This window comes from Shewanella sp. 8A (assembly GCF_023475945.1).
In the GTDB taxonomy this organism is placed as follows: domain Bacteria; phylum Pseudomonadota; class Gammaproteobacteria; order Enterobacterales; family Shewanellaceae; genus Shewanella; species Shewanella xiamenensis.
In genome coordinates this window covers 89596-105079 of the sequence record NZ_JAMDJP010000009.1, presented here as the reverse complement: position 1 = coordinate 105079, position 15484 = coordinate 89596, and the positions used below count along the sequence as shown (strand labels likewise).

Annotated in this window: 13 protein-coding genes and 1 pseudogene; 6 read left to right on the top strand and 8 right to left on the bottom strand. The window is 46.8% G+C overall.

Features of this window, described 5'->3' with window-relative positions; translation table 11 throughout:
• The first annotated feature begins 1 nt into the window (after nucleotide 1).
• From cyoC to cyoE, 3 genes are read left to right on the top strand one after another with little or no spacing between them, the layout of a single operon-like run.
• Complete coding sequence (gene cyoC / locus M0413_RS09135) at nucleotides 2-622, top strand: cytochrome o ubiquinol oxidase subunit III (protein WP_011718747.1); 621 nt, start codon at nucleotides 2-4, stop codon at nucleotides 620-622.
• A complete protein-coding gene (cyoD, locus tag M0413_RS09130; protein WP_037427417.1) occupies nucleotides 622-963 on the top strand; it encodes a cytochrome o ubiquinol oxidase subunit IV in 342 nt (113 codons plus the stop codon). Before cyoC ends, cyoD begins: the two co-directional genes overlap by 1 nt.
• A gap of 13 nt (nucleotides 964-976) precedes the next feature.
• Nucleotides 977-1909, top strand: coding sequence for a heme o synthase (gene cyoE / locus M0413_RS09125; protein WP_011718749.1), 933 nt, complete (start codon nucleotides 977-979; stop codon nucleotides 1907-1909).
• A 129-nt stretch (nucleotides 1910-2038) separates the two neighbouring features.
• On the opposite strand, the gene M0413_RS09120 is transcribed toward cyoE, so the two are convergent.
• A complete protein-coding gene (locus M0413_RS09120; RefSeq protein ID WP_088586394.1) occupies nucleotides 2039-2611 on the bottom strand; it encodes a hypothetical protein in 573 nt (190 codons plus the stop codon).
• Between the two features lie 115 nt (nucleotides 2612-2726).
• Nucleotides 2727-3476 (bottom strand): class I SAM-dependent methyltransferase, encoded by a 750-nt coding sequence (locus M0413_RS09115; RefSeq protein WP_088587000.1) that lies wholly within the window; start codon nucleotides 3474-3476, stop codon nucleotides 2727-2729.
• Nucleotides 3477-3741: 265 nt separating this feature from the next.
• Here M0413_RS09115 and M0413_RS09110 point away from each other — a divergent pair, with 265 nt between their 5' ends.
• The gene (locus M0413_RS09110; protein WP_249553876.1) at nucleotides 3742-6006 is read left to right on the top strand and encodes a GGDEF domain-containing phosphodiesterase; all 2265 of its coding nucleotides are present in this window, start codon (nucleotides 3742-3744) and stop codon (nucleotides 6004-6006) included.
• Nucleotides 6007-6098: 92 nt separating this feature from the next.
• The gene (locus M0413_RS09105; protein ID WP_069455372.1) at nucleotides 6099-6944 is read left to right on the top strand and encodes a 23S rRNA (adenine(2030)-N(6))-methyltransferase RlmJ; all 846 of its coding nucleotides are present in this window, start codon (nucleotides 6099-6101) and stop codon (nucleotides 6942-6944) included.
• Nucleotides 6945-7055: 111 nt separating this feature from the next.
• On the opposite strand, the gene M0413_RS09100 is transcribed toward M0413_RS09105, so the two are convergent.
• The 3 genes from M0413_RS09100 to M0413_RS09090 are packed head-to-tail and all read right to left on the bottom strand — an operon-like array spanning nucleotide 7056 to nucleotide 9421.
• Entirely contained in the window at nucleotides 7056-7778 is a 723-nt protein-coding gene (locus tag M0413_RS09100; protein ID WP_055648536.1) for a lytic transglycosylase domain-containing protein, read from the bottom strand.
• Complete coding sequence (locus M0413_RS09095; RefSeq protein ID WP_249553874.1) at nucleotides 7778-8806, bottom strand: DUF3137 domain-containing protein; 1029 nt, start codon at nucleotides 8804-8806, stop codon at nucleotides 7778-7780. Before M0413_RS09095 ends, M0413_RS09100 begins: the two co-directional genes overlap by 1 nt.
• A gap of 48 nt (nucleotides 8807-8854) precedes the next feature.
• Entirely contained in the window at nucleotides 8855-9421 is a 567-nt protein-coding gene (locus M0413_RS09090; RefSeq protein WP_037423819.1) for a LemA family protein, read from the bottom strand.
• A gap of 475 nt (nucleotides 9422-9896) precedes the next feature.
• On the opposite strand from M0413_RS09090, the gene M0413_RS09085 reads away from it, so the two are divergent.
• A complete protein-coding gene (locus M0413_RS09085) occupies nucleotides 9897-11504 on the top strand; it encodes an AbgT family transporter (RefSeq protein ID WP_249553872.1) in 1608 nt (535 codons plus the stop codon).
• A 79-nt stretch (nucleotides 11505-11583) separates the two neighbouring features.
• On the opposite strand, the gene M0413_RS09080 is transcribed toward M0413_RS09085, so the two are convergent.
• The 3 genes and pseudogenes from M0413_RS09080 to M0413_RS09070 all read right to left on the bottom strand — a co-directional run bounded on the left by M0413_RS09080 (nucleotide 11584) and on the right by M0413_RS09070 (nucleotide 15480).
• On the bottom strand, nucleotides 11584-11904 hold the full coding sequence (locus M0413_RS09080) for a hypothetical protein (RefSeq protein ID WP_081990902.1): 321 nt from the start codon (nucleotides 11902-11904) through the stop codon (nucleotides 11584-11586).
• 32 nt (nucleotides 11905-11936) lie between these two features.
• Nucleotides 11937-12211 (bottom strand): annotated as a pseudogene (locus M0413_RS09075) (hypothetical protein).
• A 134-nt stretch (nucleotides 12212-12345) separates the two neighbouring features.
• A complete protein-coding gene (locus M0413_RS09070) occupies nucleotides 12346-15480 on the bottom strand; it encodes an efflux RND transporter permease subunit (protein ID WP_037423831.1) in 3135 nt (1044 codons plus the stop codon).
• Between the last annotated feature and the right edge of the window lie 4 nt (nucleotides 15481-15484).

The following is a 15484-nucleotide window of genomic DNA, read 5'->3' as shown; positions in this document are numbered from 1 at the left end:
TATGAGTGTTGCAATCCCAGCTGATTTAGAAGTTGCTCACGCCGAGGAGCACCACGAGCACCATGACACGGGTGGCAACACCCTGTTTGGTTTTTGGCTCTACCTGATGACCGACTGCATCCTGTTTGCTTCGGTATTCGCTACTTACGCCGTGCTCTATATGAACACCGACGGTGGCGTTTCGGGTAAAGACATTTTCGAACTGGACTTTGTGCTGATCGAAACCGCAGCCCTGCTGCTCAGTAGTATTACCTATGGCTTTGCCTTGATTTTCGCTAAGCGTCACAACAAGGCGGCAACCCTCACTTGGTTAGCCATTACCTTTGCACTGGGCTGTGTGTTTATCGGCATGGAAGTCTATGAGTTCCATCACCTGATCGAACATGGCAACGGCCCACAACGCAGCGCCTTCCTGTCATCTTTCTTCACCTTAGTGGGCATGCACGGCTTGCACGTGACCGCAGGGTTAATTTGGATGGCAATCATGATGATTGAAGTCGCCAAAACTGGCTTAGGCAACCGCAGTATCACTCGCCTGAGCTGCTTAAGCTTGTTCTGGCATTTCCTCGACATAGTGTGGATTTGCGTATTCACCGTTGTGTACTTATTGGGAGCACTGTAATGGGCGCACATACTCATTCGCATGATCATAGCCATGGCGCAGACGATCTGGCCGCCAGCATCAAGTCCTACTTAGTCGGTTTTGTGCTGTCAGTGGTGTTAACTGCCATCCCATTCTGGGCGGTAATGACCCATCACTTCGAGCAATCGACGACGCTTGCCATCGTCGTTGTCACGGCACTGGTGCAGATTTTGGTACACCTTAAGTACTTCCTGCACTTGGACTTCTCTAAGGAAGGCAAGGTCAACACCTTCTCCTTCCTATTTACCGCACTGATCATCGTGATGGTGGTTGGCTTATCGGTATGGATCATTCTCGAAGCTAACGCTTTGATGATGTAACGAGACACAGCAAATGAACACACAAGCTAGATTGACATCGACGCAATGGAAAGCACGCTTCAAAGGGTATGTACAGGTAACTAAGCCTGGCATCATTTTCGGGAATCTGATTTCCGTTGCTGGCGGCTTCCTATTGGCCGCTAAGGGCGATGTGGATCTGGTCTTGATGCTGGCAAGCTTAGTGGGATTATCCTTAGTCGTCGCCTCAGGCTGTGCGATTAATAACTGTATTGACCGTGACATTGACGCCAAAATGCAGCGCACCTGCAAACGCGTCACCGTCACGGGCGAAATCCCCCTAAGCCATGTCTTGCTGTTTGGCATCGCCTTAGGCGTGCTTGGATTTGGCATCTTAGCCTTGTTCACCAATGCTTTAGCTCTGCTGTTTGCCGCTATTGGCTATGTCGTTTATGTCGGGATTTATAGCCTCTATATGAAGCGAAACTCGGTTTACGGCACCTTAGTCGGCAGCTTTTCGGGCGCAGTACCGCCCGTGGTGGGCTATTGCAGCGTGACAGGACAAATGGATATGGGCGCAGTGATTTTATTACTGATGTTCAGCCTCTGGCAGATGCCACACTCCTACGCCATCGCGATTTTCCGCTTTAATGACTATGCAGCCGCGAAGATCCCCGTGCTGCCCGTCGCCGAAGGGATGGCCAAGGCGAAGCACCATATAGTGCTCTATATCGCAGTCTTCGCCTTGGTCAGCACCATGCTGCCACTCGCAGGTTACACAGGCACCGCCTTTATGGCCGTGACCTGTGCTACCAGCCTCTGGTGGCTAACTATGGCCCTCAAAGGTTATCGTCAAGATGTGGATATGCCACGTTGGGCCAGACAAGTGTTTGGTTTTTCAATTATTACCATCACAGCACTCAGTGTAACCATGGCGCTGGATTTTCAAGCGGTCAGTCAAACCCCACTGTTTACCTTAGTGCGATAAACATAACCTTTATTCAAAAACAAAAGCGCTAACCTAGGTTAGCGCTTTTTTATTTGAACACTTTTGAAAGCACCATGCAGTTTCAAGGAAAAGCAGAGTCGCAGGCCTTATACACAGACTTTATGATGTCTATTTGCAGATCTCAGTGATCAGTTGATAGTTTGGATCCTCGGTCTTAACAAAATTACCTTTATCCTCAACAATATCAAACAGTTTAATTGTGCACTGATCTTTTCCGTTAATCTTATCCACAAAATACTGAGCTTCGTAATTTGCTCCAGCTTTGGGCGTAAAACTGACTTTTTTCACACAATAGGTGTAACCATCAATTAGCGTGTTAGCGCCGTCAACCCATACACCAGCAAAATAGAAAGAAAGCGGCACTCCCGCCTCTACTTTTAACTCAGTTTGTTGCTTTTCATGGACATCAGAACGATACAATGGCATCCCGATTTTTCGGCCAGCTTGGCGATCAGCCAATAAATTCGCTTTCATACCCAATACAGCAATTTCACCACCTCGAATGAAATTATGCTTGATACAACCTTCAGTGTTATCAATCCATACCGACGTATTAGCGCTGTCAGTCGATAAAACACGAAGCGAGGCGGTTTCTTTTCCTGAAGCGACTTTATAACCGCTAGTTGCACAAGCCGTTAAAACTGAGGACATTAATAAGACAGATATTGTCTTTAACTTCATAATATTTCCTTTTATATAAAGCACAGATAAGATTGTGCAATCTGCCAAGAAAGCACAAAAATAGTCACATCAAATAGTTAAATAATTCAATCGAATAAAAAACGAATGAAATTCACTACTTCATTGCCGATTTTATATAGACATCGAAGCGGTTTTTCTTAGTTTCGATAACCATGCTGGGCTTAATGCCGGCGAGGTCTTCGGCATAATCGGGGCGCTTCACCACTACACGCTTACTGGCTAGGGCCATGGCGGGGGCGAGCAAACCGTCTGCATCAAGATCAGCGCCGACTAGAGTTTGGAAGACCCGCATTTCCTTCTTCACCAGCGCTGATTTGTCGCGGTGGGGGTACATAGGGTCGAGGTAGACGACATCGACCTCTTGCTCCAATTTTGCGAGTGCTTCGAGGCTGGAACCATGGAAAAGCTGCATACGTTCACGCATCCAATCGCCGATTTCGGCATCTTGATAGGCGCGGCGTAGGCCGTCTTCTAATAATGCGGCTACGACAGGATGGCGCTCTACCATAGTCACGGTGCAGCCTAAACTTGCCAGCACAAAGGCATCGCGGCCGAGGCCCGCAGTACCATCGACCACTTTTGGTGTAACGCCCTGCTTTAACCCAACAGCCTTGGCAATCGACTGACCACGACCGCCACCAAACTTGCGTCTATGGGCAACCGCGCCTGTCACAAAATCCACCACTATGCCATCGAGCTTAGGCTCATCACGCTTATGTAGCGTCAAGGTGTCTGATTCAAAACGCAATTCAAATGGCGCATCGACATCAAAAACCAGTTGCCAACGGGCACAAATGTCCACAAGTGTTGGAAATTGCTGATTAAAAAAGACTGGAATAGGCAAAGGGATCACTGTTTAACGGGTAGAAATTGCGGCCATTATGCCAAAGAACCGCCTTGATGAACATGCAAGCAAATCACCTTGTTTGCGAGTATTAAGTTGTTGGTCAATTTGTCTAACTGCTCCTATAAAAACTCAAACATCAATCACAATGTAATTGACTGATTTATAATGGAAGAAATCTATTTATGTAACAAATTAGCGATTTATGTTATATGTCTTATTCCCAGTCAACCTTAGCGACTTCCGTATGGAATAAGGACATTTTTTGCTTAACTGGCTGAAAGGTTTTTTGTTTATCAGAGAGCAAGACTTTTTAAACCCTGATAGAACCATATTAAAAACCAGTTTATTGCGGATTATTTTGCTAAGTGGTGCAGTATTGACCACCAGCATAGTGCTGCACAGTTCATTGATTGCATATGAACTCAACCTCAGTTTTATTATTGGCATTACGGTCAGTTTTTTAACTGTGCTATTTCTTGCGCTATGGTTTACCCGTCGATGTTTACTGGCGAGTTCAATCAGCTTGCTGGTCATGGTGGTTGCAGCCTGTTTGTCTATCTTGTTGTTTGTACCTAATTTCAATTTGTCGCAGGCGGGTATTACTTTTCTGTATACGCTGCCGCTGATGGCGCTTTTTCTGTTTGGCAGAAAAGTCGCCTGCTGGATGATGTGCTTCAATGTGTTGCCTTTTTTATTATTGCTGCGTAACCAAAACCTCCCGCCCCTTGTCGATGTGGATATTAGCCTGCCCGCAACTCACGCCTATCTAAACGGGTTACTGTTTATGTTTTTTAATATCTGTATCCCCTTATCGGCAATGCGGCTGTTAAAAACCCAAAAAATCCATGCACAGCAGATGATTAAGCATCAAAAGGCACTGCAACATACCTTAGATCAATATGCTGAGATTTTTGAGAATAATGGCACAGCGTCTTTCTTCTGTAATGAGGATGGGGTGATTCTCAACCTAAATAATGCGGCAAAGAACATTGCTACAGATATCACACTCAATAGCACTCGCCTATGTGACATTTTTGATTTAACTGAAGATGCCAGCGTCAATTTACTCGCCGCGTCATTTCAGACCCGTTTAAAAAACAACCAAAGCAATCGATATCTACTGCAAAAAGCCTCATTGGAGCACCACGATACTTTGTTATTTCACTGTCACGATATCACGGCGCAAACCAATCATGCGCTTGAATTAAGTCGACTTAAAAAGCACCATATCAGCACCCATTATTATGATTTAGTCACGGGTTTACCCAACGAGAATCATTGGTATAACCCCGCTCCAAGCGCGACACATCAAGCAATGACCGTCGCTTTAGTTAAGATAGATAATCTCAGCCAAATCAATGCCGCATTTGGGATCGGGGTTGGTGATGCAATTCTAAAAGCCTTTGCCATAGAACTGAAAGAACGTGTCGGCCATCAGGCCAAAATATACCGCTTTAGGGGCGCATCCTTTGCCCTAGAATTCACCGAACTACCGTTAATCTCCCCAGAGACGCTTGCACAACAATTACGGCAACGCATACCAACCAGTTTAAAACTGAAGCAAGAACAGCAAATTGAATATCATCTCGAATGTCGAATAGGTTGCTGTTCAGGTAATAAGTCCGCGCCGCAGCAAGCCGCCGAGCAATGCTTAATTGCCATCAAACAAACCACCCAAGCTAACCCTGTCATGGTGTATTACGTTGGTTTGATTAACAATTTACTTGAGGCCTCCTCGCAAGAAAGTAAAATCCGCGATGCGTTAAAACACAACCGTCTTGAAATGTGGTTACAGCCTAAAGTGATGGCTGATGGCCATATCATTAGCTTTGAAGCGCTCGCCAGAATGTTCGATAAAGACGGCACTATGATCATGCCAAGCACCTTTATCCCCATTATAGAGTCGTCACAATTACAGGCGATTTTTGCGATGAAAGTGCTTAGACAGTTACTCCAACTGATCCGCTCTTGGCCAAAAAATGTCCCTATGGTCAGGATAGCTTTCAACTTGTCAGGGCAAGATATACTGTCGGATCGCTTCTTTAAAGTCTTGATCCAAACCTATATGAATCATCCTGAACTCATCCCATTATTAGAAATTGAAATTACAGAAACTTCAGTATTTTCAACATATAAAGAAACTGGCAGACGTTTAAACACTCTTGCTCGTATGGGCGTATCCATTGCGATTGACGATTTTGGCACTGGCCATGCGTCACTAAGCCAGTTAATCGATATCAGTACCGACACCATTAAGATCGACCGTTACTTTGTGAGTCAGCTAGGTATTAGCGAGCGCCATACTCAAATTGTCAACGCCGCAATTTTATTAGCTAAAAGTTTAAATCTGAATGTCATTGCAGAGGGGATCGAAACCGAAACGCAATTAATGCAACTGACCGCACTAGGGTGTGAACAGTTTCAAGGTTACTTATTTGGTAAACCCGCCCCCGCTGGGCTTTGGCTAAAAACCTTCCAGATGCAAACCCCTTCACATTGGCTCACCCATAAAAAACGGGCGAAGTGAGGCATTAATTTTACGCCATAGGGCATCCTAGGTATAATTGCTGACATGCATTTGCCTCCCTTTGCTTTGTTTGCAAATAACTAGGATCCCCCATGTTAAGTTACCGTCACGGTTATCACGCCGGCAATTATGCCGATGTGCTGAAACACGCTATGTTGCTGCAAACCTTGCAGTTAATGCATAAAAAAGACAAACCGCTCGTGTATATCGACACCCATGCGGGTGCAGGCGGTTATGCGTTAACGGATGAGTTTGCCCAAAAGACAGGTGAATATCTCGACGGGGTGGCAAAACTGTGGGACAAAACCGATCTGCCCAAATCCTTGCAAGATTATATAGATGCGGTGCGTCATTTTAATGAAGACAATCCAGAAGAACTGAACTTTTACCCAGGTTCGCCAGCCTTTATCGATATGGATCTTGGGCCAAAGGATCGTATGCTGCTGCACGAGCTGCACGGTACCGATCATCTGCTACTGGATGAGTATTTCGAACAAGATAAGCAAGTTAAAGTGATTAAAGGCGATGGCTTAAAAGGGCTGATTGCCGCAGTACCGCCACTAGAGCGCCGCGCACTGGTACTTGTTGACCCCAGTTATGAGATTAAGACCGACTATCAAACAGTGGCCGACACGTTAATCAAGGCGCACAAACGCTTTGCCACGGGCGTATTTATGCTCTGGTATCCGGTAGTCAACCGCGCGCAAACAGAAGAAATGCTCTCCCGCTTAGCCACTAGCGGTATTAAGCGCCAACTACGTATCGAGCAAGCCATCAAGCCCGATTCTAACGAGTTTGGCATGACAGCCGCAGGACTATGGGTGATCAATCCACCTTGGCAACTGGATGAAATTGCAACCGAAGTGCTCGATTACTTAGGTAAAACCTTAGGCCAAGTAGATGGTCATGTCAGCGTAAAATGGGAAGTTGGCGAATAAGCTCTGCCAGATTGGCTTCAACATTATGAGGCTACAACATAGCGCAGCAGATACTTTACTTGTCCCGCTGCGTTTGTTGTTAAAGCAGAATATCGATAGTTACAGCGAACCTTATACCTTAGTGCTGCGGTAACGCTTGAGCAGAATTTGCACCCGTTCTACGTAGGCTTGGGTTTCTGGATAGGGCGGAATACCGTTGTACTGAGTCACAGTTGTAGGCCCAGCATTATAGGCCGCACAGGCCAGCGCAATATCCCCATTGAACTGTTTTAGCATTTGCGCCAAATACTTACTGCCACCGAGAATATTCTCCTCTGGCAAAAAGGCATTAGTCACACCCATCTCTTTGGCGGTTTCGGGCATCAATTGCATTAACCCCATAGCCCCCGAGCGGGATATCGCTCTAGCATTAAATGCTGACTCAGCATGGATAACCGCACGGATAAGTGCAGGATCTAACCGATGTTTATGGGCCGCACGGCTGATTAAACTCTCGTAATTACGGGTAAACAACCGAATACCATTCCAATCGATAGTCGAGTCTGGGCGACAAGCAAAGCAATCGTACAGTAGGATTTGGTAATCGCTGCTCGATGGCGCTTTATCGGTAAAAACCGTTACGCCATTGGCCTGTTGATATTGATAAACCTTAAATTTTTCTTGGCCTTCCGTACTGACGATGCCACTGTCAGAATAGCGCGCCACAATGCGCGGCTTAGTCGGTTTGACCTCTTCGGCGAACACGGTTGCAAAGCTCCCCCAAGTTAACAATAAGCCGAGCCCATATAGCGCAATCGACTTAAGGTAAGTAGGTGGTTGGTGCATTGCTATCATCAAAGTCCCGTGTATTCGTTTAGTTTAAGTATTTCAATAATAGCAAAGAGTTGCTTCATCTCACGGTTTAACTGGCTAAATTCTGTCGAAAAATTCGCACTATCAAAGATAGAGCGCATTTGGAAACGACTCCTACGATTGGGCAAAAATAGGATCAGTCGGTTGCGAAAGAAGGCACATTGGATATCACCAGCAAAGACCTTTGCCAGTTGCTGTAATCGCTCCATAAAAGCGGTGTTGAGCAAATAACGTGATTCAATTTGATCTGTTGAAAACACATCAAACTCTTTTTCAAACAAGGGGTCTTCTAGTCGCACTCTTTGCAGCCCCGAATGACTGTCGGATAAGAAATTCGCTAATCCGCCACGATCCTTTAATACCACGGTATGGCCGATAAACTGCTTGTGACTACTGAGCTCGACCACAGTGCCGCGAAAACGGGTTTCAGTGCGGGTTACGGTTCTGCGTTTATTACCGTCCCACTCTTCCACTCGCACATCTTTGGTCAGGGTTAACTCATTGACAATTAGTTCTACCCCTTTGTATTGACCGTGAATATAGTCACCAAAACTCACCTTGTCGTAATGAGGTAAGACTTTTGCCGCCGAGAGCCGATTCATATCAAGGCGCATCTCGCGATTATAGATAAAGTCTTCACCAAAATACTTAAACATGATGGGATAGATTTCTTGCTGTACTTGACGCGTAAACTGCCTTGTCGGGGTAAAACTCCAAAAACCTAATACCAGCAGTGCAATCATTGGTAGCGGAAACAACACCAGCCCACGGCTATGTCCCAATATCGTTAATAGTACGAGACTTGCAACAATCACTAAACTGAGATACAAGCGTTGACGTGTTGCCTTAAGGCTCGCCACGCGCTTGGTTTCATAACGGGCAGCAAGCGGTGCAAGGTGGGAATCATAATACTGTTGCAGCGACTCCCTATCCGCAGGCTCTGCCGACAGTTTTACCGTCTGTCGCTGTGCCTTGATGGGACTACCCAAGATAAAGGTGAGTATATTCATTGAGATCGTTATTTTACGGGGGTATTTTGCCCCCGCAAATATTAAAGATTACAGATAATCTGCGGCGTCTATTGGTGCTTTAGATGCCTCACTGACTTCATAAAATGGCATCACTTTAATCTTAGCCATTGACGCAATAATCGACCCGGGAAAAATTTCAACGGCCGTATTTAACTCCGATACCGCTGAGTTATAGAAACGACGAGCCGCCGAAATATGTGCTTCGACCTCGTTATAGGTTTGCATGGCTTCAAGCATAGTGTTGTCGGACTTCAGCTCGGGATAGTTTTCAACATTAACCATCAAGGTAGCCATTTTGTCGTTTAATTGCTCGGCTTGTGCAATATGCTCTTTAACCGCATTGGGGTCAGTCTTGTTGTAATGACGGGTTAATTGCGTGCGTAGCTCAGTAATTTCAGTGAGCAATGACTTTTCATGATCCATAAATCGCTTGGCGATTTTGAGGATATTGGGCACGAGATCGGCGCGTTTAGCCAACTGCACATCGATCCCCGACAGAGCCTCAAGGGCGGTATTGCGTTTTTTGACTAGGCTGACATACCAAAGATAGGTCACGATAAAAATCAGCGCTAATCCCAGTAACAGTTTGTCCATCTTCCATCCTTAGTGTTTATTATTGTTTTTAATGGCTACAGCTAACCATAAATAAGCAAGAATTTCATCTAAAGCGTTAGCTAGTGCAATGAAATGTTATCTTTTACTGCACAGGTAAGAGCATCTGACCCAAGATTTTTTGTGACAAGATTAAACCCGAATTGATTGAAAACATTCAGCTTGGATACAGAAAAACTAAGCTATAGTTAATTTGCACAACGTTTAGAGCAACCTTTTTGCTCGTGAATACTGGACTCCCCGTGAGTCCATTTTTTTATCCAAAATCTGCCTACATACTGCTCTAGCCACATTTAAGTTTTATTTAAAGCACAACCATCATACTTTTCGGCCAATTTTTCACTTTTACCTTAGCGTTAATCCAATCACTTGAGCGAGAGGCTCCTCAGCCAAGTCACGCCGCATCGATTCAACTCACGGATAAAAATGCGCTAGCAAAGGTCGACAGAGGCAAGGCATGAGTTTGAAATCCAATCATATTCCCATAAAGACACCGCCCCCACATGACATCAGCTCAAGTGGCTGGTTTGTACGCTTTCTGAATATTGTCGAACGGTTAGGTAATTTATTGCCACACCCTATTACCCTGTTTGCTCTATTTTGTGTCGCCGTGATTCTGGTGTCTGGCATTGCTGGCTACTTTGAGTTGACGGTGGCCGATCCACGCCCCGAGGGCGCCCACGGCCGAGGTGCCGATGGACTTATCCATGTGGTCAGCCTGATGAATGCCGAAGGCTTGCGGATGATAGTGTCCAACTTGGTCACTAACTTTACCGGTTTTACCCCCTTGGGCACGGTTCTGGTTGCCCTACTGGGTGTGGGTATCGCCGAGCGTTCAGGACTATTATCCGCCGCCATGCGCGCACTCGTTATGGGTGCATCTAAGCGTTTAGTGACAGTGACTATCGTGTTTGCGGGAATTATGTCAAACACCGCGGCAGAGCTTGGGTATGTGGTATTAATTCCCATGGCGGCGATGATTTTTCATTCCTTAGGCCGTCATCCGTTAGCAGGCTTAGCCGCCGCATTTGCAGGAGTATCAGGGGGATACAGCGCAAATCTGCTGCTCGGTACTGTCGATCCACTGTTATCGGGCATAACTGAAGCGGCGGCGCGGATGATCGACCCCGACTACAACGTTGGCCCCGAGGTTAACTGGTACTTTATGTTTGTCTCGACCTTTGTGATCACTTTCCTCGGCGCCTTTGTAACCGAGAAAATTGTCGAGCCGAAACTGGGCAAGTATCAGGGAGATGATGCCGATGAAAGCGTGCATCAATCCATGGGCAATGTCACTGAGCTGGAAAAACGCGGCCTCAAGTGGGCGGGATTAGCAATGCTGGTGTTGGCGGTGATCCTAGCGTTATCTGTCGTGCCAGAGGGTGCACCACTGCGCGATCCTAAAACCGGTCTGGTTTCGGGCTCACCCTTCCTCAAGGGGATTGTCGCCTTTATCTTTATCTGTTTTGCGATCCCGGGTTTTGTCTACGGCAAGGTCGTTGGCAGCATTAAAAACGATAAAGACGTTATCAATGCCATGTCGCACAGTATGAGTACAATGGGACTGTATATCGTACTGGTGTTCTTTGCGGCACAATTTGTGGCCTTCTTTAACTGGAGTAATCTCGGCGCCGTGTTAGCCGTGCTGGGCGCAGATGCCTTGCAATCCATAGGGTTAACTGGGCCAATCCTGTTCCTGTTTTTTATTATGCTGTGCGGTTTTATCAACCTAATGCTGGGCAGTGCTTCAGCACAGTGGGCTATTACCGCACCCATTTTTGTGCCCATGCTGATGTTAGTTGGCTATGCGCCCGAAACCATTCAAGCGGCCTACCGTATTGGGGATTCGGTAACTAACTTAATCACGCCAATGATGAGTTATTTCGGATTGATTTTAGCGGTGGCCTGTCGCTATCAAAAAAACCTCGGCATAGGCACACTGATCGCCACTATGTTGCCTTATACCTTAGTGTTCTTCATCGGCTGGACGGCGTTTTTCTTTCTGTGGGTATTCAGTTTTGGTTTACCTGTAGGGCCGGGGGCAGCAACTTACTATACGCCTTAGGCACGAGTTTAACTTTCGCTAGGTTGATTAGGGCGTCGCAGCTAGTCTCGGCGCCTTTTTCATGGACAGATTTAACGGGCTAGTCGTACAACCATTCCATTAAAAAGCCACAAATAAGTAAGAAAACCCCAAAGTTAAACACCATCGTTTGTAATTTCGACTTAGGCGACTTATCGTCGGCTTGGGTCATGACCTGACTTAACGGTGTAAAAAACATATTGGGTTCGAGTCCCATGCCGATAAAAAATACCGCTACGGCAACACTACGGATGAGCTCGGGGACGACAAGCTGCTCAAGATAAAACTCATAGGCACCATAGGCCAAAATGCCAATAGCGATAGCATGGCAAATCATCGCTACGACAAGTTGCTTAGTGATAAGACTGCTCACCGATGACACGATTTTGCTCCTACGCCAGCGCTATGTATTGATTATGGACGATATTTGCCGCGCAGTTTATCTCTTCTGTGATTTAACTGCATCCATAGCGTCCAGCCAAATAGCACGCCACTCGCGGGATAAATATATAGTGCGACTTTCATTGCCTGCCAAAATGGTGTCTCAGCGGTGAAGTATTGAAACCCCGCCACCAAAAGTGACGTCACCCCCCCCAATACAGTACGCCAATCACCAAGATGAAATACCACTTTCCCCTTGCGAGAGATGCCTCTAATTTGATTAATTGATCCTTACTGACTGCCGACATCACCTGCTCTCTTTTTATCTTGACTCATTTAATATGCCCGAATTAATTCATGGTAGCTATCCATCCTTGTAACGATAATATTTTTCGCCCAACAAAAAGCCCTGTAAATACAGGGCTTTGATTAGAACGCTAGATTACTCCGCCGATGTTGGCTTTTCGTCTTTCGCTTTTCTCTCTCGTTTACTAAAGATCCGCTCAACAATAACGAAGAACAGTGGCACGAAGAAGATACCTAAGAACGTCGAACTCATCATACCGCCAAGTACTCCAGTACCGATGGCATTCTGGCTACCTGAACCTACACCCGTACTAATGGCTAACGGCACAACCCCCAAACCAAACGCGAGCGATGTCATCAGAATCGGACGCAAACGCACACGTACAGCATGTAACGTCGCTTCAACCAGACCCGCCCCTTTCTCGTAGAACTCTTTCGCAAATTCCACAATCAAGATGGCGTTCTTGGTTGCCAAACCAACGGTTGTCAGCAGACCTACTTGGAAGAACACGTCGTTTGGCAAGCCACGGCCATTCATCGCCAGCAGGGCACCGATAATACCTAGCGGAACCACTAGGATTACCGCAAACGGAACTGACCAGCTCTCATACAGTGCAGCCAATACGAGGAATACCACCAGAATCGACAACGCATATAGCGCAGGCGCTTGGTTACCCGATAAACGCTCCTCATAGGATAAGCCGTTCCACTCGATGCCAAAGCCCGGTGGTAACTGTTTAACTAGGTCTTCCATAATATTCATGGCCGCACCAGTACTAAAGCCTGGTGCTGTTGCGCCTTGAATATTCACCGCAGGTAAACCGTTAAAACGTTCTAGACGTGGTGAGCCGTATTCCCAAGAACCTGTCGCAAAGGCTGAAAACGGCACCATATCGCCCTTGTTGTTACGCACATACCAAGTGTCTAGGTCTTCTGGCTGCATACGGTATTGAGCATCACCTTGCACAAATACCTTTTTAACACGGCCACGGTCAATAAAGTCGTTAACATAAGAACCACCCCACGCCGTTGCCAACACATTGTTAACGTTAGCAATCTCAACGCCTAATGCGCTCAACTTAGCATGATCAATGTGCAATTGATAAATTGGCGCATCTTCCTGACCATTAGGGCGAACCCCCACAAGGTTTGGATTTTGGGCTGCCATACCCAGCAATTGATTACGCGCCGCCACTAACTTATCGTGACCTTGGCCGTTTTTATCTTGCAGGTACATATCGAAACCATTGGCCGTACCCAACTCGATGACCGCTGGCGGTACGAAGGCGAATACGAAGGCTTCTTTCATTTGGCTGAATACACCCATAGCGCGGCCCGCAATGGATTGTACATCCATACCTGGCGCTTCACGCTCTGACCAATCCTTCAAACCAACGAAGGCAATACCCATGTTCTGGCCTTGACCCGCAAAACTGAAGCCCGCAACACTAAATACCGACCTTACGCCTTCTTCAGCCATAAAGTGATCAGAGACTTTCTCTAACACTTTCATGGTGCTTTCTTGGGTAGAGTTGGTTGGCAAAATTGCCTGCGTGAACAAGATACCTTGGTCTTCGTCTGGTAAGAATGCCGTTGGCATGCGCATGAAAATCCAGCCCACTGCCACCACTAATGCAGCGTAAATCATCATGACCCTGAAGCCACGCTTCACAATACCAGCTACGCTCGATTCGTAACGGTTCGTTAAGCGATCGAAACCACGGTTAAACCAACCGAAGAAACCCGTTTCGATATGGCCATGACCCTTCTTCAACGGTTTGAGCATAGTCGCACAGAGTGCGGGGGTTAAAATCAAGGCCACCAGCACAGACAGCGCCATCGCAGAAACGATAGTGATCGAGAACTGACGGTAAATTACCCCAGTAGAACCCGACATAAACGCCATAGGTACGAATACCGCAGACAAGGTCAGACCGATACCGACTAACGCGCCAGTAATTTGATCCATCGACTTACGGGTCGCTTCGAGTGGACTTAAGCCCTCTTCGGCCATCACCCGCTCAACGTTTTCAACCACCACAATCGCGTCGTCCACGAGTAGACCAATCGCCAATACCATTGCAAACATGGTGAGGGTGTTGATGGAGAAGCCCGTTGCAGAGAGAATCGCAAAGGTACCCAGCAATACCACAGGTACTGCAATTGTTGGAATTAAAGTCGCACGGAAGTTCTGCAGGAAGAGGTACATGATGACGAACACCAGTACGATCGCTTCAAGCAGAGTGTGGACTACGCCTTCAATCGATTTATCAACGAATGGTGTCGTATCGTAGGGGTAAACCACATCTAACCCAGCAGGGAAGAAGGGACGCAACTCTTCAACTTTAGCGCGAACCGCTGCCGCCGTATCTAAGGCGTTAGCACCGGTTGCCAGCTTAATCGCAATACCCGAGGCAGGTTTACCATTATACAGAGACTCTACGGCATAACTTTCTGAACCCAACTCGACACGCGCCACATCACCCAAGAACACGTTCGCACCCGACGTATCGGATTTAAGAATAATCTTGCGGAATTGTTCTGGCGTTTGCAGACGGCTCTGTGCCGATACGGTCGCGTTTAGCTCTTGTCCTGGCAGTGATGGCGTACCACCGAGTTGACCGGCAGATACCTGTGCGTTTTGCGCGCGGATAGCACTCACCACATCTAAGCTAGTGAGGTTATATTGAGTCAGTTTCAGCGGGTCTAACCATATACGCATCGCGTACTGAGCACCGAAAATCTGAATTTCACCCACGCCCGGTACACGGCTCATAGGATCTTGGATATTAGCGCCCACATAGTCGGCGATGTCACCCTTGTCCAAAGAACCGTCGGTCGATACGAAGCCCAATACCATCAGGAAGCCAGAGCTTGACTTGTTAACGTTAACCCCTTGAGATTGCACCTCTTGTGGTAACAAGGTCATTGCGCCCTGTAACTTGTTTTGTACCTGAACCTGCGCGATATCCGGATCAGCCTCAGCGTTAAAGGTTAAGGTAATCGATGCGTTACCAAAGCTATCACTGGTTGAAGCGATATAACGTAGGTGGTCGATACCCTTCATACGTTGCTCAATCACCTGAGTTACTGAGTCTTCAACGATTTTGGCCGATGCACCTGGATAGTTCGCACTGATCACTACTGTCGGTGGCGCAATACTGGGGTACTGCGAGACTGGCAGGGATCGGATCGATAAAATCCCCGCCAACATAATGATTAAGGCGATCACCCACGCAAAGATGGGACGATCAATAAAAAAACGTGCCATAGCT

Coding starts and splice junctions, on each gene's coding strand:
- cyoE (WP_011718749.1), top strand. CDS start 977: ATGAACACACAAGCTAGATTGACATCGACGCAATGGAAAGCACGCTTC.
- cyoD (WP_037427417.1), top strand. CDS start 622: ATGGGCGCACATACTCATTCGCATGATCATAGCCATGGCGCAGACGAT.
- M0413_RS09090 (WP_037423819.1), bottom strand. CDS start 9,421: ATGGACAAACTGTTACTGGGATTAGCGCTGATTTTTATCGTGACCTAT.
- M0413_RS09105 (WP_069455372.1), top strand. CDS start 6,099: ATGTTAAGTTACCGTCACGGTTATCACGCCGGCAATTATGCCGATGTG.
- M0413_RS09120 (WP_088586394.1), bottom strand. CDS start 2,611: ATGAAGTTAAAGACAATATCTGTCTTATTAATGTCCTCAGTTTTAACG.
- cyoC (WP_011718747.1), top strand. CDS start 2: ATGAGTGTTGCAATCCCAGCTGATTTAGAAGTTGCTCACGCCGAGGAG.
- M0413_RS09100 (WP_055648536.1), bottom strand. CDS start 7,778: ATGATAGCAATGCACCAACCACCTACTTACCTTAAGTCGATTGCGCTA.
- M0413_RS09070 (WP_037423831.1), bottom strand. CDS start 15,480: ATGGCACGTTTTTTTATTGATCGTCCCATCTTTGCGTGGGTGATCGCC.
- M0413_RS09095 (WP_249553874.1), bottom strand. CDS start 8,806: ATGAATATACTCACCTTTATCTTGGGTAGTCCCATCAAGGCACAGCGA.
- M0413_RS09085 (WP_249553872.1), top strand. CDS start 9,897: ATGAGTTTGAAATCCAATCATATTCCCATAAAGACACCGCCCCCACAT.